Genomic DNA, 21879 nt, shown 5'->3' on the forward strand with positions numbered 1-21879 from the left:
TGCCGCCGGAGGGGCAGCACATGGGGTTCGCGAAGGTCGTCATGGCTCTAGTCTGTCGGACGGATTCCTTCCGAGCAACATCAAGTCCACACCGTGAGATTGTGTAACAACGATGTCTGCGCGTGGATGCACACGTTCCTCCATGGCGGTGTCGCCGACGTACAGCACGTGGGATCAGCGGATACGGACGTGGGCGGGACCATTCGGTCCCGCCCACGTCCTAGTGCCTCGAGGACTTTTCAGGCCTCCAGGCCGCGCTGGGCACGCACTTGTCGAGTAGCGGAGACAAGGTTGTCCAGCGACGCCTTCGTTTCCTCGTAGCCGCGGGTCTTCAGTCCGCAGTCGGGGTTCACCCACAGTCGCGAGACCGGCACGGCGTCAGCGGCCAGGCCGATGAGCTCGACGAGTTCCTCGGTGCTGGGAACGCGGGGGGCATGGATGTCCCACACGCCGGGACCAATGCCGTGGTCAAAGCCAGCCTCGGCCAGTTCGGGGACGACCTCCATCTTGGAGCGCGCTGCCTCGATGGACGTCACATCGGCGTCCAGGCCCTTGATGGCGTCGATGATCTGGCCGAACTCGGAATAGCACAGGTGCGTGTGGATCTGAGTGTCCGGGCGCACCGAGGAGGTGGCCAGGCGGAAGGATCCCACGGACCAGTTCAGGTAGTCAGCGTGGCGGTCGGCGTCCAGGGGCAGAAGCTCGCGCAGGGCGGGTTCGTCGACCTGGATGGCGGCGATGCCGGCAGCCTCGAGGTCGGACACCTCGTCGCGCAGGGCCAGACCGATCTGGTCGGCAATCTCGCTCAGGGCCAGGTCGTTGCGCGGGAAGGACCACGCGATGATCGTGACGGGGCCGGTCAGCATGCCCTTGACGGGCTTGTCGGTCAGCGACTGGGCGTAGGTGGTCCATCCCACGGTCATGGGCGCGGGGCGCGAGACGTCGCCCCACAGGATCGACGGGCGCGTGCAGCGCGAGCCGTAGGACTGTACCCAGCCGTTGCGCGTGGCTGCGAAGCCGTCGAGCAGCTCGGCGAAGTACTGGACCATGTCGTTACGCTCGGCTTCGCCGTGGACGAGGACGTCCAGGCCAAGCTCCTCCTGCAGGGTGATGACGGATGCGATCTCCTCACGCATGCGCGCCTGGTAGTCCGCGTCGGAGAGTTCACCGCGCGCGTTAGCGGCGCGGGCCTTGCGGATCTCGGTGGTCTGCGGGAACGAACCGATGGTCGTCGTGGGCAGCGGGGGCAGGTGCAGGCGCTCGGTCTGAGCAGCCTCGCGCTCCAGGTAAGGCTCGCGGGTGCGGTCTGCATCTGTCAGGGCGGCCGTGCGGGCGCGGACCTCGGGGCGCACGACGCCGGGGGCGGCGGCGCGCTGCTCGAGGACGCGGGTCGCTTCAGCGACCTCGGCGTCGATGGCATCCCAGCCCTCGTCCAGGCCTCGGGCCAGGGTGACGACCTCGAGAACCTTCTGGTCGGCGAAGGCAAGCCAGGCGTGCAGGTTCTCGTTGAGGGTCGCGTCGTCCCAGGTCTCCAGGGCAGTGTCGTGGGGCACGTGCTGGAGCGAGTTGGAGGTGGCGACGGTGACGCGTGCAGCGCCCAGGGCCTGTGCGGCCTTCAGGGTCTCGCGCAGCTGGGCCAGGTCGGCGCGCCAGATGTAGCGGCCGTCGACGCCGCCGACGACGAGGGTGACGCCGGACAGGTCCGCGCCCTCGGGGAGGGAACCGCGCAGCGTGTCGACGTGGAGAGCCTCAACGCCCGTCTTGGCCAGGGCAGCCACAGCGTGGGAGGCGTCGCCGTAGGGGGTGGTGAGCAGGATCTGGGGACGCTCGGTGGCAGAAGCCAGGCGCTCGTAGACGCGGGCTGCCAGCTCGCCCAGCTCGGCGCGGGTTCGCGAGAGGTTGTCGGAGGTAAGGGCAGGCTCGTCAAGCTGGACCCACGGAGCACCCGCGGCATGCAGAGCAGCCAGCGCATCCGCGTACGCGGCCACGGCCTCGTCGATGCGGGTGAGCGGATCGAAATCGGGGGTGGCCGGATCGGCCTTGGCCAGGGCCAGGTAGGTGACTGGACCGACCAGGACGGGACGGGTCACGTAGCCCCACTCGCGGGCGTCGGCGAAGCGACGCACGACCGTGTCGTCGGCGAAGTGCAACGGCGTGTCGGGGCCGATCTCGGGGACGAGGTAGTGGTAGTTCGTGTCGAACCACTTCGTCATCTCTTCGGGGCCGACCTTGTCGTCGCCGCGGGCCAGCGCGAAGTAGAGGTCGAGGCCCTGCCGGCCGACGAAGCGCGGCGGGATAGCACCCAAGAGAATCGTGGCGTCCAGGACGTGGTCGTAGAGCGAGGGCGCGTCGGCCAGAGAGGCGTCCGAGGGATTCAGACCGAGCTCAACGAGGCGCGCCAGGTTCTCCTTACGCAGGTCGTCAGCAGCGTTCAGTAGCTCGGCCTCGGTGATGCGGCCAGCCCAACGGGCTTCGAGGGCGCGCTTGAGCTCGCGGCCGCGGCCGATACGCGGATAGGCCAGAATCGTGGCGGTAGGGAACTGCGCGGGGGCAGCGGACATAGTGATCTCCTTGGGTGTGCTACTCGTGCGGCGCACGCGGGCGAGGCCCGCACCCGGCCGCGGGGTGGATTGACGGGATGCGCTCAGTGATGCGTGAAGGGGTGCGAGGCCGGGGACCACTGCGGGTCCGGCGTCACTCCCATGAGCGCGAGAATGTCGAGGACGGGCTTGGCCTTGTTGAAGGTGTAGAGGTGGACGCCCGGAGCACCCGCGTCCAAGACAGAGTGAATGAGGCGGGATCCGAAGGCCGCGCCGAACTCGTCGCGGCGCTCCTGCTCCTCGAAACCGGCCAGTGTCGTCAGAAGCTGTTCGGGGACCTCGATACCGGTGAGGTCCTGGACGCGGCGCAGGCGCGCCGGATCCGTGGCCGGCAGCAGGCCGGGAACAATCGGGATAGTGACGCCGGCGCGACGGGCGCGCTCGACGAAGGACGCGTAGACCTCGGCGTCCCAGAACAGCTGTGTAATCGCGAAGGACGCGCCCGCCGCCTGCTTGACGAGGAGGCGCTCGACCTCCTGCTGGGGCGTCGTGCCCGCCGCCGGGTTACCCGCTGGGAACGCGGCGACCGCGATGGTCAGGGGCTTGAAGGCGGAGCGCAGGGCCTCGCCCGGGTGAGCGTTGCAGCGGCGTCTTTCGACCGTGCGGATGAGATGAATGAGTTCCGTCGCGCTCGCGACACCGCCCGGGCCGGGTTCCCAGTCCTCTTGCCCGACCGGCGGGTCTCCGCGCAGGGCCAGGAAGGTTCGCACGCCCGACTCCAGGTAGTCGTGCACGGTGGAGACGACCTCAGCCGTGGAATTGCCGACGCAGGTCAGGTGCGCGATCGGCTGGATCGGGGTGTCTCGTACGAGGCGCTGGACCGTCGAGCGGGCATTGTTACGATCCTTACCTCCGGCACCGTAGGTCACGGACATGAAGTCCGGGCGAACCTGGAGGAGGCGATCAACCGTGTCCCAGAAGGGGGCTTCCAACGAGGGCTTGCGCGGGGGCATCACCTCGAAGGAGAGGAGCGTGGGCTCATGGTCGTGGGTACAGGGACAGGCGTAGTCGTCGTCGGAGAAGGGCACGGTGAAACTCTCGGGTAGCGGCATCGTCCCGCCTGAGTGCACGTGCGTGCAGCTGGTGTTGTGGCGGCGGGTCGTGGCCTAGGGAATGGCGGACGTCGGCGTCAGCTGCACATTCGGGCACGAATCGACCCGTACATGCGACGGGTGACAATCGTTCGTGCGTTCATGCCACCCAGTATGGTCGCCACCGAGAGGTGCCCGCAGAAGGGGTCCGCGGAACGGGAGTTTGTGACAGCACTGTCTCACGCGACGCGACATGAGGGTGGGCGGTGCGACGATGGTGGTGCCTCCACGGCATCGCCCCCGGGCCAGCAGCACTCCTGCCGGGAGTTGATACCGATGAGAGGAGGTGACTGGGTTGGCACAAGGCCGACGTTCGCGTCAACGGAGGCGGACTGGTCTGGATGGGAAGCAGAAAGCCCAGATCGCTGTAGCAGTGGTAACGACACTGCCACAGCTGATCTGGGCGATTGCATTCCTGCTGAGCACCCTCATGGGTAGCTAAGACCATCCCGGAAACCGGGGAGTCGGACAGCAGCAACTGTTCGACTCCCCTTATTATGACACACTGGTCGCGCAGCGCAGAGCACGAACCCCTGCGCCCCGTAGGATGAACCTCCGTCGGCCCATGGACTGCGCGACAGAGTCGCTCGGGACGCAGATGAGCATGCCCGCGTCGATACTCCCATCATGGGCGACACCGATGTCTCCACACCCGAGACGATCCACACTCCCCCGCCCGCGCCTGGTTCGCGAGTATCATGTGGAGGTGGCGACGTAGCAGTCCACGCCGCTGCGCGAGCGCCGCACGTGCCCCAAGGCGGGGGCCACGGCCTCGTTCAACTGAGCTGTCGTCTCACCTCTTAGAACTGTTCCGGCATGGACGCCGGTCACCCGATGAGGAGCATTCATATGTCCGACATCCGCACGGCACCATCCGTGGCACCGCAAGACTGCTTGAATTTTGCTGACGCCGCCCTGTATCTCGCGGGGCACACGGTCTCAGATCCTTATCTGCGCGAGCTTCACGCCAAGGCAGCGAGCGGCGAGATCACCGTCGAGGAAGCGGGGCATCTCGGTGAGGAGTACCTCTACGCGAAGTTTGGTGTGAACCATGAGTGATCCATCATGGGATGCCTATTTCATCCCAGGGACCCACGCGATGCGTAACAAGTTCACTCGCGGTGGGCGTTTCCCCGACGGTATACCGTCGATGGTGGCGGTCGGTGCGTTGGAGGAGCACTGGGCGCGGCTGCGCCTCATTGAGCTCGTACGTTCCCCTCTCCTGGGCCGCTTCGACTACGACCACATGAAGGCAATTCATCGTCACATCTTCCAGGACACTTTTGCGTGGGCAGGCCAGGAGCGCAGTGCACCAATGGGCGGACCAATGATCAAGTTCGGCCCCGACGTGTCAGCGTTCCCCGACTTTGACCCGCGCGACTATTCGGTCCCGCACGAATATGCGCCGGCAGGGCGGCAGCTGACCGAGGCCGCGACGCACGAGTACGCGCTCCTTCAGGAGGCCGATTATCTACGCGGACTGGCGCTGAGTGAGTTCGTCGACAACCTGGCACTGCGCTGGGTGTCTATCAACGTCGTGCATTCCTTCCGCGAGGGAAACACGCGCTCGCAGCTCGTGTTTTTCTCCGAACTCGCCCACCACGCGGGCTACCACCTGGATGCGAGAGCATTCCTGCCTCCGAGCCGCGAGGATCGACTGGCGGGCGTCACGAATCCTGTTCGTGAGCGTTTCGTCGCGGCGCGCTATTACTTTCAGGACTACCACGATCACACTCCGATGGCCGACACTCTCGCCGAGGTGATCGCTCCGTTGACTGAGGACCAGCGACGCGCCCGGCACATCGTTCCCATTGAGGAGCGTTGAGGGCACATAGAGCCGGGGATCCGGACGACGACGGCTGATCGGCTCCCCGCTCGGCGTCGGCGCGTCTCACGCGGGAGTGAGCACAGTAACGCTCGTCCGGTGCGGATCGGTGGCGCCTCCGACAGGACTCGAACCTGCAACCTCGGGATTAGAAGGCCCTCGCTCTATCCATTGAGCTACGGAGGCATGGCGCATGTGCGCCGCCTGTAAGACTAGCGGAGGTTAGCCGCGCTTTCCAACGGCGCGGCCCAGCAGGAAGGCCAGAAGCGGGAAGAGCAGGACCGATAGGGCACCGGCGACGACCAGCAGGGAGGCCAGCCAGGTTGGGATGATGCCCGTTGAGGATGCCAGGCCGGTAACGGCGACGATAATCGGCAAGCCGGTCGCGCCGTACAGGCCGATGCGCGTCGCGTCCGACCAGCCGACCCGCTCGATGGTCCCATGGAAGCGCTCGAGAGCGACGATGGGCACGCCACGCACGAGGAGGATCGCGCCGACCAAGCTCACGAGCAGGAACGGGTGAGCGGCGACGGCGCTCAGCGAGATGGCCATTCCGGACGTGACGAAGAACAGGGGGATCAGGAAAGAGAAGCCGAGCGTGCGCAGTTCCCCTTCGATCATGGTGAAGTTACCGGGTGCGAGGGCGCGCACGATGATGCCGGCGGCGAAAGCGCCGAGCACCATGTCCAGGTCCAGGACCGCTGACAGGGCCATGAGGCCCGTCAGGATGACCATGACGACACGCATGAGGGTCTTTTGCGAGGTCTGGGCACCGTGCAGGATCGTCCGCCCGATCTCGGGGTGGCGCAGCACGAATCGCGTGGGGATTGCGACGGCGACGATGGTGGCGAGTACGAAGAACATGAGGACGCCGAAGGAGAGCCAGGGGCTGCGTGCGGAGAGCAGCAGCGACATGGCGACGATGGGCGCGAGTTCGCCGATGGCACCGTGCACCAGAACGGCTTTGCCGATGGTGGTGCCCATGACACCGGCCTCCATGAGGATAGGCAGAAGGGTGCCCAGCGCGGTCGAGGTCAGCGCGATAGCGAGCGCGATGTAGGTCGAGTACCCCACGCCGGTGGTCCCGGAGGCAGCGACGGCCACCCATGACACCGCCAGGCCGATCCCGAAGCAGGCCAGCCACGTGGCCAGGGAGCGCTTACCGGCGCTCCCGTGCACTTCTTGCACGTCAATTTCGGTGCCCGCGATGAGGAAGAGCATGCCCATGCCGACCTCACGGAACACGGAGATTGGTTCGGTCAGCGAGGCGAAGCCCAGCGCGTTCGGCCCGACGGCGACGCCCAGGATCAGCAGCCACACGACGTCGGGCACGCGCTTGTGCGTCAGAGAAGCGAGGAGAGGTGCGACGGTGGCTGCGGCTGCGATGATGAAGAGGGAGACGATAGATCCCTCAGTGTCGGTCGCTGTGGAGGAGGCGACGAGGCCGTGGCTCGTTGCATCGGTCGCGGCGAGGATGGTGATCGGCATGTTCATGTGCGCTCCTGACGGGGCAAAAGGATCGATGGTGCGGTGCCGCGTAACACGCGGGCGCGTCGCGTCGAATTGCGGGCATGACAAAGGCCCGGGACGACTAGTCCCGGGCCCGTGCGTGGATGCGAGGTCAGCCCTCGACGTCCAGGAGGCCGTTCTTGTATGCCTTGGCCAGGCGGCGGGGCACACGGATCTCACGGCCGGCGACCTTGACGGTGTTCAGCTCGGTAAGATCAGCCTTCCAGGTAGACCGGCGGGTGCGGGTGTTCGCACGGGACATCTTACGCTTGGGAACTGCCATGTCTTACCGCTCCTCTTCTTTCTCGACGACTATTCTGGTTCGGTGCGCCACGCGGGCGCACGGCGACAACCCGACTAGACTACCACGGACCTTGCGCGTGTGGCATATCGCGCGGGCGGGTGCGCCTGCGATTCTGGTTACAGACTGGGAGCTGGGAACTCTCCCCTAGACTGGCCTCATGTCCGTTCTTCGCACGCTCGCCTCTGGCACGCTTCTCACCCACGAGATTGAGATCAAGCGTTCCCGCTTTATTACGACGCTCGCCAGGACGGACACTCCGCAGGAAGCTCGTGCACTCATCGACGCGGTCAAGTCCGAGCACCCGCAGGCGCGTCACAACTGCTCCGCATACCTGATCGATCCGCCGGATGCCGCTCCCTTGCAGCATTCCTCGGACGACGGGGAGCCGTCGGGCACGGCGGGTACTCCGATGCTGGAGGCCCTGCGCGCCTCTGACACGTGGAACGCGACGGCTGTCGTGACGCGTTACTTCGGGGGGATCCTACTTGGCGGAGGCGGCCTCGTGCGCGCGTATTCGACGTCGGTGTCCGAGGCTGTCGCCCGCGCTCCCATCGCCTACCTGGTCGGACGCGACATCCTTGAAACGCAGCTCAGCCCCGGGGATGCGGGGCGTATCGAGGCGGAGCTACGAGGCCGCGGAGCCACGGTCGTGGACACGATCTGGGGCACGAACGTGACGTTGCGCATCGCGATCAATCCGAGCGACCGGGAGCCGATTGACGCATGTCTGGCCCAGGCCTCGTCCGGTGTTGCAAAGTTTCGCTACGTGGAAACCCGTCGGGTTGAACTAGACGAGGCTCCGACAGCTGGTTGAGAATTCTGGGGTACACCGCTTATGGAAGGACCCCTCATGGCTCGCATCGCCTCCACTGTCGCCGATCTGATCGGCGGCACTCCCCTCGTTCGCATCAACCATGTCGCCGGCGACGGCGTGGACGTCGTCGCAAAGGTTGAATCCTTCAACCCCGCCTCCTCCGTCAAGGACCGTATCGCCCGCTCGATCATCGACGCGGCTGAGGCCTCGGGCGCGCTGGCCCCCGGCGGCACGATTGTCGAGGCCACCTCGGGTAACACGGGTATCGCCCTGTCAATGGTGGGCGCGGCTCGCGGCTACAAAGTCGTCATCGTCATGCCCGCCTCGATGTCCGTTGAGCGACGTGCGATTGTGCGCGCCTTCGGTGCCGAACTGGTTCTCACTGACCCCAAGGGCGGCGTCTCCGCCGCAGTCGCCGAGGCCGAGCGCATCGCCTCCGAGCGTCCGGACGCGATTATCGCCTCCCAGTTTACGAACCCCGCCAACCCCGCCGCGCACATCGCCCACACGGGCGAGGAGATCTGGGCGGACACCGAGGGTCAGGTCGACGTGTTCGTCGCCGGCGTGGGCACGGGCGGCACCATCTCAGGCGTCGCGCGGGTCTTGAAGGATAAGAACCCGAACGTGCGCATCGTCGCCGTCCAGCCCGCCGAGTCACCGCTGCTCACCGGCGGTGCCCCCGGCCCGCACGGCATCCAGGGCCTCATGCCCAACTTCGTGCCCGACACCTTCGACGCCGATCTCATCGACGAGGTTGTGTCCGTGGAGACCGCTACCGCACTCGAGTTTGCTCGCCGCGCGGCCGCCGAGGAGGGCCTGCTCGTGGGTATCTCGTCGGGCGCAGCCCTGGCCGGAACTGCGGTCGTGGCAGCCCGCCCCGAGCTGGCCGGCAAAAAGTTTGTCACACTCCTGCCCGACACGGGTGAGCGTTACCTCTCGACTGCTCTTTTCGCCGGTCTTGAGGACTGAACAACCTGCTATGACGCGCTAGAGTGGCCCCGGAGAGAATGTCCGGGGCCACCTGTGCATTCACCCATCCATCCACCGTAGGAGGACTCCCGTGAAGCTCACCGTTCGCACCCTGTCGCGCACCCTGTCTCGGGCACTGCCAACCAAGGCGCTCGGTCTGTTTCGCGAAGATCTGGTGACGGCGCAGCGCCGCGACCCAGCGGCCACCTCCGCTCTGGAGATCGCCCTGACGTACCCGGGCGTGCACGCCCTGTGGACCCACCGCGTCTCCCATGCCCTGTGGACCCACGGTGCCCGCACTCCCGCGCGCGTCCTGTCGTCAGCGGCCCGCGCCCTCACCGGCGTCGACATCCACCCTGAGGCACGTATCGGACGCCGCGTCTTCATCGACCACGCGACCGGCGTTGTCATCGGCCAGACCGCCGAGGTCGGCAACGACGTCGTCATCTTCCACGGAGTTACCCTGGGCGGCGTCGCCATGACACCAGGCAAGCGCCACCCCACGGTCGGCGATCACGTGATGATCGGCGCGGGTGCGAAGGTGCTGGGCCCCATCACCGTGGGCACGGGTGTCAAGATCGGCGCGAACGCTGTCGTCGTCAAGGACGTGCCCTGCGGAAACGTCGCGATTGGCGTGCCCGCGCGTCTGTTGCCCAAGCCCGAAAAGGATACGCGCGACCGCGATTTGATCGTCGATCCCGCGTACTTCTTCCAGGAGCCGGCGCTCTACATCTGAGTCCCCAACGCCGCTGGTCGGGCCGCAATGGAGCAATTTGATTGCGGCCCGCGACAAAGTGAGCACCCTCACCTATAGTTGGTTTATGGAAGCTCGAACTCTACATGCCCCACTGGACGCGTTGTCAGCGGCGAATCGCCCCCAGGGTATTGAGATCGCCACGCTCACAACATTCGACATTCCCGCTCTTGCGGTGCTCACCCTCGAGGCGTACGACGATGCTGTCACGCCCGAGGCGCTCCTTGAAACATCCGAGGAACTCCGTCTTACCTTTGAAGGTGCCTTCGGTGATACCACCGAGGATTCCTTCGTGGGAGCCTGGGACGGCGGCACCCTCGTCGGCGCGATCCTCGTGGTACGTGAATCCCCCTGGGATGACGCGCCGAATGGTCCCTTCGTCGTGGACCTCATCGTCGCGCCGGACTACCGCAGGCGAGGCATCGCAACCGCCCTCGTCTCGGAGGTGGCCTCCAGGTGCACCCACTGGGGTTTCGACTCCCTCGCCCTGCGCCTGGATGCGCGCCACGGCGGTGCTCGCGAGCTGTACTCGATGCTCGGCTTCGAGGAGATCGCCTGACAAGTGGCGAGGAGTGCGGACCTCTCGGCCCGCACTCCCCTGACGATTTTTCACACGCTCAGCGCTGGCAGGATGGACACCAGAACAGGCGCCGGTTCTGCATGAGCGCCTCGCGGATCGGCGTCCCGCAGCGCAGGCACGGACGGCCCGTGCGGTGGTACGCGTACCACCGCGAGGCTTCCTCGTCACCCTCAATCGGCGGGTTCGGGGCCTCGTCCGGATCCATCGTATCCAGGCGACCGGCAGCCAGACCGCGGTTCATGAGGTCGCAGATGAGGACCCACAGCTCGCGCAGGCGCTTGAGCGAAATGTTCGCGCCCTTGCGGTGCGGCGAGATGCCCGCGAGGAAGAGGGCGTCGGCGCGGTAGATGTTGCCCACGCCCGCGATGATCGACTGGTCCATGACGATCTCGCCGATGGCCCGCTTCTTCGAGTGGGCGACCTGGGCGAAACGCTCCATGGCCTCGGCGTCGGAGCGTGCCCCGGCATCCAGGGGATCCGGCCCCAGCTTCGACTCCGCTGTGATGCGCTCCTCATCGGTAATGAGGTCGCAGCGGTTGGGTCCGATCAGGTCAGCGACCGCATGGTCGTTATACACGCGCAGGCGCACGGCGCCGACCGGTTCCGGAGGCTCCCATTCCCCCGCCTTGGCCTCGCCGAAGCCCTCGCCCCAGCGGGTCTCGGTGTGGCCGTTCCACTCCCCCTTCTGGACGTTCGGGATGCGGTGAGCAACACCGTGCCCCTCGTCGACGACGGTCTCATCGCCGTTGAATCGCCACCAGCCGTACAGCCCCAGGTGGATGTGCACCCAGCGGTCTGGCCAGGGGGCGTCCTCACCGAGGATCGGCTCCCCACTGCCGGCCGCAGCCCCCTCGAGGAGGGCCACCCCGGCCTCGTACGTCTCGCCCGGGGCGGGCGGCACGAAACCGATGAACATGTGTTTACCGTGCACGCGCACCCGCTGCATGACCCACCCGTCCAGGAGGGCTGCTGAGGACGCGAAACGTCCCTGCGGGGACGACGCCGAGACGATACCCCCGACGAAAAGCTCGTCGAGGGTACCGGCTAGGCGACGGACTGCATCGCCTTCAGGCATGCGACCTCACTTCTTGACGACGACGTTGACCAGCTTCGGCGCGCGGGCGATGACCTTGAGCGGCTCGGAGCCACCGAGGGCCTTGACGATCGGGGCCTCGGCCAGGGCAGCCGCGATCAGGTCCTCCTCGGAAATCGAGGGGGCAACCTCGATGCGGGCCTTCACCTTTCCGTTGACCTGGACGACGGCCGTGACCGTGTCCTCGACCAGCAGCGAAGCATCCTCGACGACCGGGAAGGGCTCACGAGCCAGGGAATCCTCGTGGCCCAGACGACTCCACAGCTCCTCACACAGGTGCGGAGCAACCGGGGCGAGCATGAGAACCAGCGGCTCGATAGCGTCGCGCGGGGCGGTATCCAGGCTGGTCAGATGGTTGTTGAGAACGATGAGCTTCGAGATCGCGGTGTTGATGCGCAGGTTCTCGTACTCTTCGGTGACCTCGGCGATCGTGCGGGCCACGAGGCGGCGCGTCTTCTCATCCGCAGGCTCGTCAGTGACCGTGAGCTCGCCGGTCTCCTCGTCGATAGCGTTACGCCACAGGCGCTGCAAGAAGCGCTGGGAGCCGATGACCGCGCGGGTCTCCCACGGGCGCGACAGGTCGAGGGGACCCATGCTCATCTCGTACACGCGGAAGACGTCGGCACCGTAAGCGTCGTACATCTCGTCGGGCGTGACAATGTTCTTCAGGGACTTGCCCATCTTGCCGTACTCGCGGCCCACGGGCTGGCCCTGGTAGGTGAAGCCCTCCGTCTCGTCGCCCTCAACCTCGTCGGCGGGCACGTACTGGCCGCGCGCGTCAGTGTAGGCGTAGGCCTGCACGTAGCCCTGGTTGAAGAGCGTGTGGTAGGGCTCGGAGTCCGGCACGTGGCCCAGGTCGAAAAGAACCTTCTGCCAGAAGCGCGCGTAGAGCAGGTGCAGGACCGCGTGCTCAACGCCGCCGACGTACATGTCGGTGCCGCCGCTGACCTTACCCTCGCGCGGACCCATCCAGTAGTCGAGGTTTTCCGGGTCTGCGAAGCGCTCCGAGTTCGTCGGGTCGGTGTAGCGCATCTCGTACCAGCACGATCCCGCCCACTGGGGCATGGTGTTGGTCTCGCGGCGGTAGCGCTTGGGACCGTCACCCAGGTCGAGGGTAACGTTCACCCAGTCCTCGGCGCGGCCCAGCGGAGCCTCGGGCGAGGAGTCGGCGTCGTCCGGATCGAAGGTGCGCGGGCTGTAGTCGCTGACCTCGGGCAGCTCGACGGGGAGCATCTCCTCGGGCAGGGCGTGTGCGACGCCGTCCTCGTCCCAGACAATCGGGAAGGGTTCGCCCCAGTAGCGCTGGCGGCTGAAGAGCCAGTCGCGCAGGCGATAGGTGACGGTGCGCTTGCCCAGGCCCTTCTCGGTGAGCCAGGCGGTCATCGCGGCCTTGGCTTCATCCTTGCCGAGGCCGTTGAGGTCGATCTCGTCGTTCGCGGAGTCGACGGCGACACCATCACCCGTGTACGCGCCGACCTCGAGGTCGGGGCCGTAGGGATCGTCGGCGGGTCCGATGGTGCGCACGACGTCAAGATCGTAGGCGCGGGCGAAGGCCCAGTCGCGGTCGTCGTGGGCGGGCACGGCCATGATGGCACCCGTGCCGTAACCCCACAGGACGTAGTCGGCGACGAAGATCGGGACCTCGCGACCGTTGACGGGGTCGATGCCGAACAGGCCGGTAAATACGCCGGTCTTGGTGCGCTCTTCGTCGGCGCGCTCGGCTTCGGACTTGGCCGAGGCCTGGGCGCGGTATGCGCTCACGGCCGCCGCGGGGTTGGCGGCACCGCCCGTCCACGCGTCCTTCGTGCCCTCAGGCCAGGAGGCCGGCAGGGTGAGGGCGGCTTCGTCGCCCGCGTCGCCGCCGACGGTGCCACCGAGGATCGGGTGCTCGGGGGCCACGACCATGAAGGTCGCGCCGAAGAGCGTGTCGGGGCGTGTCGTGTAGACGTCCAGGGAGTCGAGGCAGGCCCCCGCCTCGCGCGCGCCGGGCACGCCGAAGCGGACGGTGGCACCCTCCGAGCGACCGATCCAGTTGCGCTGCATGGTGCGCACCTTCTCGGGCCAGTTGATGGTGTCGAGGTCGTCGGCCAGGCGCTTGCCGTAGGCGGTAATGCGCATCATCCACTGACGCAGGTTGCGCTTGAAGACCGGGTAGTTGCCGCGCTCGGAGCGTCCGTCCGCGGTGACTTCCTCGTTGGCCAGGACCGTGCCGAGGCCGGGGCACCAGTTGACGGGTGCCTCGGAGACGTACGCGAGGCGGTAGGAGTCGACGACCTTCGCCTGGGCGGCGCGGTCGAGCGAGTTGTAATCGGAGCCGTCCTCGGGGAGGACCTCACCGGACTTGAGCTTGGCGATCAGCTCGCTGATCGGGCGGGCGGCACCCTTCGAGCCGTCGGGTGCCGTGGCCTGCGGGTCAAACCACGAGTTGAAGACCTGCAGGAAGATCCACTGTGTCCAGTGCACGTACTCGATGTCGGTGGTCGCAAACGAGCGGCGCGAGTCGTGAGACAGGCCCATGCGGCGCAGCTGGCGGCGCATGTTCGCGATGTTCTGGTTCGTGGTGATGGCCGGGTGCTGGCCGGTCTGGACGGCGTACTGCTCGGCGGGCAGGCCGAAAGCGTCGTAGCCCATCGTGTACAGGACGTTGTCGCCCTTCATGCGGCGGTAGCGCGCCAGTGTATCGGTCGCGATGTAGCCGAGCGGGTGCCCCACGTGCAGGCCCTTACCCGAGGGGTAGGGGAACATGTCGAGGATGAAGTAGGGGGTGCGTGACGCCAGCGGGCCAGCCAGGGCACCGGTCGGGTTGTCCGCGTAGAACGTGCCCAGCTCCTCCCAACGGTCCTGCCACTTCGTCTCGATCTGACCGGCCAGCTGCGCGGTGTAGCGCTGGGCCGGGGCACTCTGCGGATTTTCGCTCATCTGTGCGTTCCTCGCTTAACGATGGGTCGCGTAACAATACTCCTCACCAGGGTAGTTCACGCCCGCCCACGTCGCCGGATGCGCCCGCCCACCGAAGCGAGCACAAATAGGTGACAATAGTCGCATGAGCACTGTTTTTGAAAACATCATCTCGGGCGTCTGGCCCGGACGCTTCGTGTGGGCCGACGACCTGTGCGTCGCGTTCGCCACGATTGAACCCACCTCACCCGGGCATGTCCTGGTCGTCCCGCGCTGCCCCTATGAGGCGTGGACCGATGCCCCCTCGGATGTCGCAGCGCACCTCATGAAGGTGGCGCGCGCGATTGGTCTCGCCCAGAAGGCGGCATTCGGCGTTCCGCGCGCGGGCCTGGCCATCGCTGGCTTCGAGGTGCCCCACACCCACCTGCACGTCATCCCCCTGCGCGACGAGACCGACATTCTCCTGTCGAAGGCTACCCCGGCCTCAGACAAGGATCTCGACGCCACCATGGCCGCACTGCGCGAAGCGCTCCTCGCCGCGGGCCACAAGGCCCACGTGCCCGCGACCATGAGTTCCCCGGCACTCGCCTGACGCTTACCCATCACCCTCTCACTCAGCTAGGCCGTGGCCTCGCCCCACTCCCGCCCACGCAGCGCGGATCAGCGGGCGCGGCCACGGCCTCGTCACTGGCAACGTTGAGCGAGAGGCGAACGCGCACTCAGCCGCGCACAATGATGCCCGAGGCCTGGGTGTCCTCGATGCGCACCATCTGCCCGTCCTCGAGGGAGACCACAATCCCACCAGCCTCACTGGCACGGACGACGACGTGGGCACCGGGTACGAGTCCCGCTTCCTCCCACGCGCGCAGCGCCTGCGGGTCACGGTCGGGCAGACGCTCGACCTCTCCCCCATTCCCAACCAGGAGGGTGTCCAGAGGCGCTCCTGGGATCTCGTCGCTCGAACCATCCGCACGCGGGATCGGGTCGCCGTGCGGATCGCGCGTGGGATAACCGAGCACCTTGTCGAGGCGGTTGAGGAGCCGCTCGGAGACGGCATGCTCAAGAATCTCCGCCTCCTCGTGCACTTCATCCCAGGAAAAGCCGAGGGCCTCATGCAGGTAGGTCTCCAGGAGCCGATGGCGGCGCACCATCCCCAGGGCGACCGCGCGCCCCTGCTCCGTCAGGCGCACGCGCCCGTACGGTTCGTGCGTGACCAGTCCCTGTCGTACGAGGCGCTGCACGTTCTCCGTCGTCGTCGAGGGAACCACTCCCATGTGCTCGCCGATATCCTTCGGTTTCACGCCGTCACGGCCAGCTTCCTCGGCGCTCCACACGAGCTTCAGGATGTCCTCAACGACCGTTGAGTAGTCGCTCGACGCCTCCGACATGCTCTCCTCCCCTTTCATCCGGGCTCCCATTGTAGGCAAGAACGCCCTCCCCAACCGCCCAGGATGCGACATAGGACACTGATGGGCGCATTAACTTGTACGCAGCCACCAATCTGTGTATATTTATCTCTCGGTTGCAAAACCCCCGCGTCATTAGCTCAATTGGCAGAGCAGCTGACTCTTAATCAGCGGGTTGAGGGTTCAAGTCCCCCATGACGCACAGCTTTCCCGGCTACCGCCGGTGAAAGTTCCCGCGTCATTAGCTCAATTGGCAGAGCAGCTGACTCTTAATCAGCGGGTTGAGGGTTCAAGTCCCCCATGACGCACAGCTTTCCCGGCTCCGGCCGGTGAGAGTTCCCGCGTCATTAGCTCAATTGGCAGAGCAGCTGACTCTTAATCAGCGGGTTGAGGGTTCAAGTCCCCCATGACGCACAGAAGACCGGTGATCCTCGGATCACCGGTCTTTCGTATCTGGGTGCCCACTCCCCTTCAGCCCCCGGTCCATGCGGACCGCCGGCAGGCACCTCAAGGCCCCCAGACACTCGCACGCAATTCGACTACCCGAACGTGGGTTAAAGGACAAAACGTGTTGGTTTTGTCGCGACTTTTCGGCTTGTTGGTGCGGGAAAGTCGGTGTTGTAGGTGGTGGGAGTCAACTTGAAGGGTGGACATATCGTGTTGCTGGGGCGGTGACTTTGCGGCCGTGTTGCGCGGGAAAGTCACGGTTGTGGGTGGTCGCGTTTGCCTCGTTCCTGTCACTATTGCATCGAACCCCGCGTATGGCTGCCCAATAATCCGCCACGGTCAGACGTCTACAGGTCGTTCGCGTTGGCGGTGTCAACCCCCGCTATATCACGACGCTGAACGGCATCAACTCCGCGGCGAGGCATTGTGATGAGTTCGTGGAGTGGCTGCCCAGCCGTCGTCGTCGGGGGGATGTATGCCTGGTGGGACTCGGCTCAGGCGTCGGTGGCCAGGTTGGGGCGAGGGGAGGATGGGAAACGAACAGGCGGTTAGAGCACCGGATGAAGCCCACGACGTGAGCTAGCTGGAACTGCTGGCAGGATCCTGCGCAGACCCGTGGGTGGAGGGTGCCGAAGGGGGCGTCGCGTTCCCGGATTCGCCCAAATCGCAGACCACCTCACCCATAACAGCCCATTTTTGCCATTTTTCGGCGAGGTGGTCTGCACTTTGGGCGGAGCGGCCTCGTCAGCCGCGGAATCTGCGCACAGCGACTGCGCTGACACCGAGGAGGGCGAGGAAGGCAACCACGCTCGTCAGTCCCGACGCATCGGCACCCGTGTGCGCCAGTCGCGGGGTAGGTGAGGACGCCGCGGGAGTCGGAGTCATGGGCGTCGAAGGAGCAGGAGTCGTGGACTCAGCGGGGGTCGGAGTCTCAGGCGCCCTGGGAGTTGGGGCAGGAGTCTCCCCCGGTACGGGTGCCACGGGGTTCGACGGTGACGGTTCCGGCGTTGGGTCAGCAGCCACCTTGCGCACCTGAATGTCCGTGTTCACGCCGACAGCGCGCGCGTGAGCAGGATTGTTGGGATCGACTGTCCCGGCGGCCGCATCGTAGCCAAAGACGGCCTGGCCGGGGACAATCTCATATCCCTCGGGAAGTGCGGGCAGGGGCGTCGCAGCAGCGCGCGAGGGATTGTACGGATCATTGCCGTAGCGCTGCGCCGCCAGCAAGGTTCCATCGGCGTCCACGAGGCGCACGCTCCCCAGGGCGGAATAGAAGACTTCGCACACGAAATGGACATCGGGTTGGTCGGGATCGAAGTTGAGCGCCGGTGCGCTGATTTCCAGTGTGTACTGGCCGGGAACGACCGGGCTGGGATGCACGGGAATCTCACCGGCCCCGTCATTTGGCACATATTGACGTCGCGGCTCGAGGATGTTGTCATTCTCATCCGCGAGGTAGCACGTGGCTGGTCCCGCAACATCCGCCGCGAGCGCGGGCCGCGCCAGGAGACTGGGAGCGAGTGCAGCGCAGAGCGTGGCGGCGACAGCCACGGCGCGCTTGAACAATGGGGCACGCATAGAGGTTTCCTTGTGTTGATAGGTTACGTTACAGACATGAGATTACTCTGTATCCATTTACTTGTCTGCTGATTTACGTACCGATATCGGCATTTCTGAATCCCTCACTCTCGCTCGTATTCGCTGCACGCACGCTGACCTGCGCCGACACACGAAGCGACACTCTCCCACCGTGACGACCATCTTCCACATACGGGTCACTCCTGACACGACGAGGCCGGGGAACCCCGTGGGGGACCCCGGCCTCGTGACCACGAAGAAGGAGATCAGTGTCCCGGCCAGCTGCGAATCGTGGTGAGCGCGGCCACCGCGTAGCGGTCCCAGACGCGCCCACCAACGCGCACGGCACCCTCCAGGATGAGGACGGACCACGGCAGAGCAACCGCGTAGGCAACCCACGTCGGAATAAGGCCGAAGGACGCCAAGGCGATGAGCACATAGGAGGGCAGCTGCAGAACCGCGACCCCCGCGAAGCCGATGAGCTGCAGGAGCATCGTCATCAGGAACGACCCGGTGCCCTTCGTCGCCATCGGTGAGACGCCCGGAGGCTGAACCGGATACACCCAGCGCGCATTCACGACGAGGGTCGTGGCGGCCGCGCCCGAAAAGAGGACGACACCCATCACCTGATGGAACACAAAGTCCGCGGCACTCACTCCTGCGACGACATCATGAATGAGGTATCCGATGACCTGGGGAACAAGGACGATGAGGGAACCCACGAGACGACCGCGGCGCTCCTCACGCCCGCTCATGCCGGATGAGACGACGATCCACGCACCCGTCGAATCGTATTGCATGAGTGCGCCGACGGCCATGCCCGACGTGATGGGCACCAGGTAGAGAAAAATGCCTGTGTACAGGAGCTGACTCATGTGATCCTCAGTACCCATGCGCCCCATGAGGACTCCGATGATCGGGAAGATCACGGCAAACACCAGGTTCATGTTGAGGCGGGGATCTACGACCCAGTAGCGCAGCGTACGCGCAGCCAGCGAAGCGCTGCGCACCCCGAGGCCCAGCCGCGTGAACGTATCGACGCTGCGCAGGCCAGCCGCTCGGGATTGGGCGGTGCGCTGTCCTCGCGCGTCCTCCTCGACGGACTCATCGATGAGGTGGCGCCCCTCGTCGATGGCGCGCTGCGCGTCGGCACTAACCTCACCGGCATAGCCGCTCATGACGGGGCGCAGGACGGCCAGCCAGGCGCGCCAGCCGACGACGGCCGTGGCCACCGTGATAAGCGCGCGGATCGCGGCGGCCACCCACGCGCCCTCGAGCAGCGAGGCGACGACGCCGAAGGGCGCGCCGACGGGCGTCCACAGAGCGACGTTCATCCCGGCGTAGAAGACCTCGGCTGAGAAATTCTCCGACAGGAGTTTCATCCAGTAGCCCAGAGGGGTCAGCACGACGAAGAAGGTCACGAAGCCGACCATGGTCACTGTGTCTTTCTTGCCCGAGCTATCCAGGCGCACCGCGAACCAGGTTCCGACCGCGCGCGCCCACAGCACTGCAAGAGGAAGGGTGACGATGCCTGCGAGGAGCCACCCGAGGGCCGCCACCCACTGGGCACGCCACAGGGCAAACCAGACGGGCACAAAGAGAGCCATGGCGGATAGGAGGCCGCCTGGACCCACGGCCGTCGATGCCGCCAGCGCCGCACCGAGGCGTTTGCTCGGCCCGACGTAGGGCGACAGGCGCACGGGATCCAGCGAATTATCCATCGCTGAGAACAGGATCGGCAGGATCAACCATAGGAGGAAGACGATGGGACCCACGATGGGCAGCACCGCCGCAAGGGTCGCTGCTCCCTCGGATTGAGAAAGGAAGGCGGTTCCCACCAGCGCGCCCACATACATGGTCCCGAACTGCAGGGTGCCGAGGATCGCGAGCACCAGCACGGCAGTCTGGCGACGAACCGTATTCCAGATGATGCGGAGCTTGAGGCGAATCAGTTGCCCAACCACGACAGGCCTTCCTCGGAGTGGACGCCGCCGACCAGGGAGGTGAAGCGCTCCCCCAGGTCGCCGCCCTGGGCGACCTCGTCGGTGGTGCCGGCGACCAGGACGCGCCCCTTGTCGATGATGGCAACGTGCGTGCACAGCTGCTGGACGGTCGCCATCACATGCGAGGACAGGATGACGGTGCCGCCTCGGCGCGTGTAGTCGGTGAGGATCTGGCGGATATTGGCCGCGGAGACGGGGTCGACGGCCTCGAAGGGTTCGTCGAGGACGAGCACACGCGGGGAGTGGATGAGGGCGGCGGACAGCGCGATCTTCTTCGTCATGCCGGCCGAGTAGTCGCTGATCAGCTTCTTGCCCGCCTCGGCCAGATCGAGGGCGGCCAGCAGTTCCTGGGCGCGCTCGCGGGCGGTAGAGGCATCCAATCCGTGCAGCATGCCGACGTGGACGAGGAAGTCGGGGCCGGAGAGTCGGTCGAGGAGGCGCATGCCGTCGGGCATGACGCCGAGCAGGCCGCGCGCACGCTGGGTGTCACCCCACACATCGACGCCGTGCACGTAGGCGGTGCCACGGTCGGGGGTCAGCAGGCCGGTGGCCATGGTCAGCGTCGTGGTCTTACCAGCACCGTTGGGGCCGACGATCCCGTAGAACGATCCGGTGGGGATGTCGAGGGAGAGCTCGGCGACGGCGACGAGGTTTCCGTATATCTTGACGAGGCCTCGGATCGCCAAGGCAATATCGTCGCCGACGGGGGCGGCGGGCAGTGTATCGGACACAACAGGCTCCTTCACGCGTGAAATGCCTGTTGATTTTACGGCGGTGCCGTGACTCATCCGACGCAATATCTCAGATCGTGATCCCTGAGATGACTCCTGATGGTGTTCCTATCGGGTGCTTAGGACGACGCTGAGTCCATCCTCGGGGTGATACGTCCAGGTCACGCGGTAGACGTTCCATTCCTCGTGCTGGGCACCGTCGACCGCGCGAGTGATCAGCATGCGCTCACGCACCGACGACGGAGTGTCGAGCTCATTCAGGATGCAGCGGAAGTCCGTCTGCGACAGACCGTTGGCCCCGTCCCCGTAGGCCACGAGAGTCAGGGAGGCTTTGTCGGAGGCCAGGCGCGCGTAGCGACTGCTGACCGAGCACGCATCGAGCGAGTGCGCCAGGTTGTTGGCCGCCACAGTACGCAGGTAGGACATCCCCACGTAGGCGCCGACAGACAGGAGGATCGCCAGCAGGAAACCGACGATAAACATGGCGAGGCCGTACTTGGCACGCGTGCGCCGCTTGGGGCGCTCGCGGCGCAGGGGCGGGCGCTCGTCCAGTTCCTCGTAGCGATAGGCACGCGCGTCCCGGCGGCGTTCCTTGTCGGCTTCGGTGAAGCGGGCGACAACCTGCTCACCCGGCACGCTCCGCGGAACGCGAGACGCTCGCCTATTCAGTGCGACATCGGCACGCGTGGGCAGGTCGTGCTCGGCGCTCCAGTCATCGTCACTGTCCCCGTAGAAGGCTGCCGAGGCCTCGTCACAGTGGGCGTATTCCCGCTCGGTGGGGGTCTCCTCGCGTGGCGCAAAGCTCTGCTGCTGGGGCGAGTAGCGGCTCAGCGGCAGCGTGGGCGGGGCGACCTGCGGCGCGGGGGTCGTGCTCGGCTGCGTGTAGGAGGCGGAGGGGGTCACGACCGCCGAGGTGTATTCGTCCTTCGGTGCGGGTGTGACGACCGGCGTGGGCTTGGTGGTCGGCGATGACTGCGCGATTAAGGGGTACCCGTCCCGGGGTGGGACGCACGCGATGACCGTGCGTTCGACGTCGGACGAGAGGGGAGCAATTCGCGGCTGGCCATTCTTCGTCGGCGCTTCGGGTGCGGGGGTGAAGGCTTGTTTCGCGGGTTCCGCGGTGGGGGCCGAGGCCTCGGCGGGCAGGGCGGGACGGTGAGCCAGACGCGTGGGCACGCCTCCCGGATAGTCGGGCGTGACCGATCCTGAGCCGACCCGGTATGCGTCCGGCATTGCAGCCCCCATGAGTCCTCCATCAACACTCAACTAACACTTGT

The 21879-nt window shown here is 66.1% G+C and carries 18 protein-coding genes and 4 tRNA genes; 10 read left to right on the forward strand and 12 right to left on the reverse strand.

Annotated features, from left to right (window positions below):
- Positions 1-239: 239 nt before the first annotated feature.
- Together metE and O3932_RS02230 are read right to left on the reverse strand one after the other, a co-directional pair.
- Positions 240-2561, reverse strand: a complete 2322-nt coding sequence (metE, locus tag O3932_RS02225; protein WP_371535909.1) for a 5-methyltetrahydropteroyltriglutamate--homocysteine S-methyltransferase — start codon at positions 2559-2561, stop codon at positions 240-242.
- Between the two features lie 83 nt (positions 2562-2644).
- Positions 2645-3628, reverse strand: a complete 984-nt coding sequence (locus O3932_RS02230; protein ID WP_314569126.1) for a methylenetetrahydrofolate reductase — start codon at positions 3626-3628, stop codon at positions 2645-2647.
- A 912-nt stretch (positions 3629-4540) separates the two neighbouring features.
- On the opposite strand from O3932_RS02230, the gene O3932_RS02235 reads away from it, so the two are divergent.
- Positions 4541-4750: a hypothetical protein gene (locus O3932_RS02235; RefSeq protein WP_371535912.1), complete on the forward strand. Its 210-nt coding sequence runs from the start codon at positions 4541-4543 to the stop codon at positions 4748-4750.
- Complete coding sequence (locus tag O3932_RS02240; protein ID WP_371535914.1) at positions 4743-5516, forward strand: Fic/DOC family protein; 774 nt, start codon at positions 4743-4745, stop codon at positions 5514-5516. The genes O3932_RS02235 and O3932_RS02240 overlap by 8 nt, the downstream gene beginning before the upstream one ends.
- Before the next feature lie 110 nt (positions 5517-5626).
- On the opposite strand, the gene O3932_RS02245 is transcribed toward O3932_RS02240, so the two are convergent.
- From O3932_RS02245 to rpmF, 3 genes are all read right to left on the reverse strand, one after another.
- Positions 5627-5702, reverse strand: a tRNA-Arg gene (locus O3932_RS02245).
- Positions 5703-5738: 36 nt separating this feature from the next.
- Positions 5739-7010 carry a cation:proton antiporter gene (locus O3932_RS02250; RefSeq protein ID WP_296504543.1) on the reverse strand — a complete coding sequence of 424 codons (1272 nt, stop codon included), beginning with the start codon at positions 7008-7010 and terminating at the stop codon, positions 5739-5741.
- A 127-nt stretch (positions 7011-7137) separates the two neighbouring features.
- On the reverse strand, positions 7138-7308 hold the full coding sequence (gene rpmF, locus O3932_RS02255; RefSeq protein WP_003792889.1) for a 50S ribosomal protein L32: 171 nt from the start codon (positions 7306-7308) through the stop codon (positions 7138-7140).
- 178 nt (positions 7309-7486) lie between these two features.
- Between rpmF and O3932_RS02260 the strand changes: the two genes are divergently transcribed.
- From O3932_RS02260 to O3932_RS02275, 4 genes are all read left to right on the forward strand, one after another.
- Positions 7487-8143, forward strand: a complete 657-nt coding sequence (locus O3932_RS02260) for a YigZ family protein (protein WP_371535916.1) — start codon at positions 7487-7489, stop codon at positions 8141-8143.
- Between the two features lie 36 nt (positions 8144-8179).
- Entirely contained in the window at positions 8180-9112 is a 933-nt protein-coding gene (cysK, locus tag O3932_RS02265) for a cysteine synthase A (RefSeq protein ID WP_371535919.1), read from the forward strand.
- A 91-nt stretch (positions 9113-9203) separates the two neighbouring features.
- Entirely contained in the window at positions 9204-9848 is a 645-nt protein-coding gene (cysE, locus tag O3932_RS02270; RefSeq protein ID WP_371535922.1) for a serine O-acetyltransferase, read from the forward strand.
- 85 nt (positions 9849-9933) lie between these two features.
- A complete protein-coding gene (locus tag O3932_RS02275) occupies positions 9934-10425 on the forward strand; it encodes a GNAT family N-acetyltransferase (RefSeq protein ID WP_009648805.1) in 492 nt (163 codons plus the stop codon).
- Between the two features lie 58 nt (positions 10426-10483).
- On the opposite strand, the gene O3932_RS02280 is transcribed toward O3932_RS02275, so the two are convergent.
- Positions 10484-11521, reverse strand: coding sequence for an Fpg/Nei family DNA glycosylase (locus O3932_RS02280; RefSeq protein ID WP_299239276.1), 1038 nt, complete (start codon positions 11519-11521; stop codon positions 10484-10486).
- 6 nt (positions 11522-11527) lie between these two features.
- The gene (locus O3932_RS02285) at positions 11528-14458 is read right to left on the reverse strand and encodes a leucine--tRNA ligase (RefSeq protein ID WP_371535924.1); all 2931 of its coding nucleotides are present in this window, start codon (positions 14456-14458) and stop codon (positions 11528-11530) included.
- Between the two features lie 124 nt (positions 14459-14582).
- Between O3932_RS02285 and O3932_RS02290 the strand changes: the two genes are divergently transcribed.
- Positions 14583-15029 carry an HIT family protein gene (locus O3932_RS02290; protein ID WP_296504555.1) on the forward strand — a complete coding sequence of 149 codons (447 nt, stop codon included), beginning with the start codon at positions 14583-14585 and terminating at the stop codon, positions 15027-15029.
- Positions 15030-15156: 127 nt separating this feature from the next.
- On the opposite strand, the gene O3932_RS02295 is transcribed toward O3932_RS02290, so the two are convergent.
- Positions 15157-15825, reverse strand: a complete 669-nt coding sequence (locus O3932_RS02295) for a metal-dependent transcriptional regulator (RefSeq protein ID WP_371535926.1) — start codon at positions 15823-15825, stop codon at positions 15157-15159.
- 147 nt (positions 15826-15972) lie between these two features.
- Here O3932_RS02295 and O3932_RS02300 point away from each other — a divergent pair.
- From O3932_RS02300 to O3932_RS02310, 3 genes are all read left to right on the forward strand, one after another.
- A tRNA-Lys gene (locus tag O3932_RS02300) sits at positions 15973-16045 on the forward strand.
- 33 nt (positions 16046-16078) lie between these two features.
- Positions 16079-16151: transfer RNA gene (locus O3932_RS02305), tRNA-Lys, on the forward strand.
- Between the two features lie 33 nt (positions 16152-16184).
- Positions 16185-16257: transfer RNA gene (locus O3932_RS02310), tRNA-Lys, on the forward strand.
- 777 nt (positions 16258-17034) lie between these two features.
- Here O3932_RS02310 and O3932_RS02315 read toward each other — a convergent pair.
- From O3932_RS02315 to O3932_RS02330, 4 genes are all read right to left on the reverse strand, one after another.
- On the reverse strand, positions 17035-17868 hold the full coding sequence (locus O3932_RS02315) for a hypothetical protein (RefSeq protein WP_371535929.1): 834 nt from the start codon (positions 17866-17868) through the stop codon (positions 17035-17037).
- A gap of 266 nt (positions 17869-18134) precedes the next feature.
- Positions 18135-19832, reverse strand: coding sequence for a hypothetical protein (locus O3932_RS02320; protein ID WP_371535931.1), 1698 nt, complete (start codon positions 19830-19832; stop codon positions 18135-18137).
- A complete protein-coding gene (locus O3932_RS02325) occupies positions 19817-20602 on the reverse strand; it encodes an ABC transporter ATP-binding protein (protein ID WP_371535933.1) in 786 nt (261 codons plus the stop codon). Before O3932_RS02325 ends, O3932_RS02320 begins: the two co-directional genes overlap by 16 nt.
- A 108-nt stretch (positions 20603-20710) precedes the next feature.
- Positions 20711-21847, reverse strand: coding sequence for a hypothetical protein (locus O3932_RS02330; RefSeq protein ID WP_371535936.1), 1137 nt, complete (start codon positions 21845-21847; stop codon positions 20711-20713).
- Between the last annotated feature and the right edge of the window lie 32 nt (positions 21848-21879).

Source organism: Pauljensenia sp. 20925_1_25 (assembly GCF_041433955.1).
Classification (GTDB): Bacteria; Actinomycetota; Actinomycetes; order Actinomycetales; family Actinomycetaceae; genus Pauljensenia.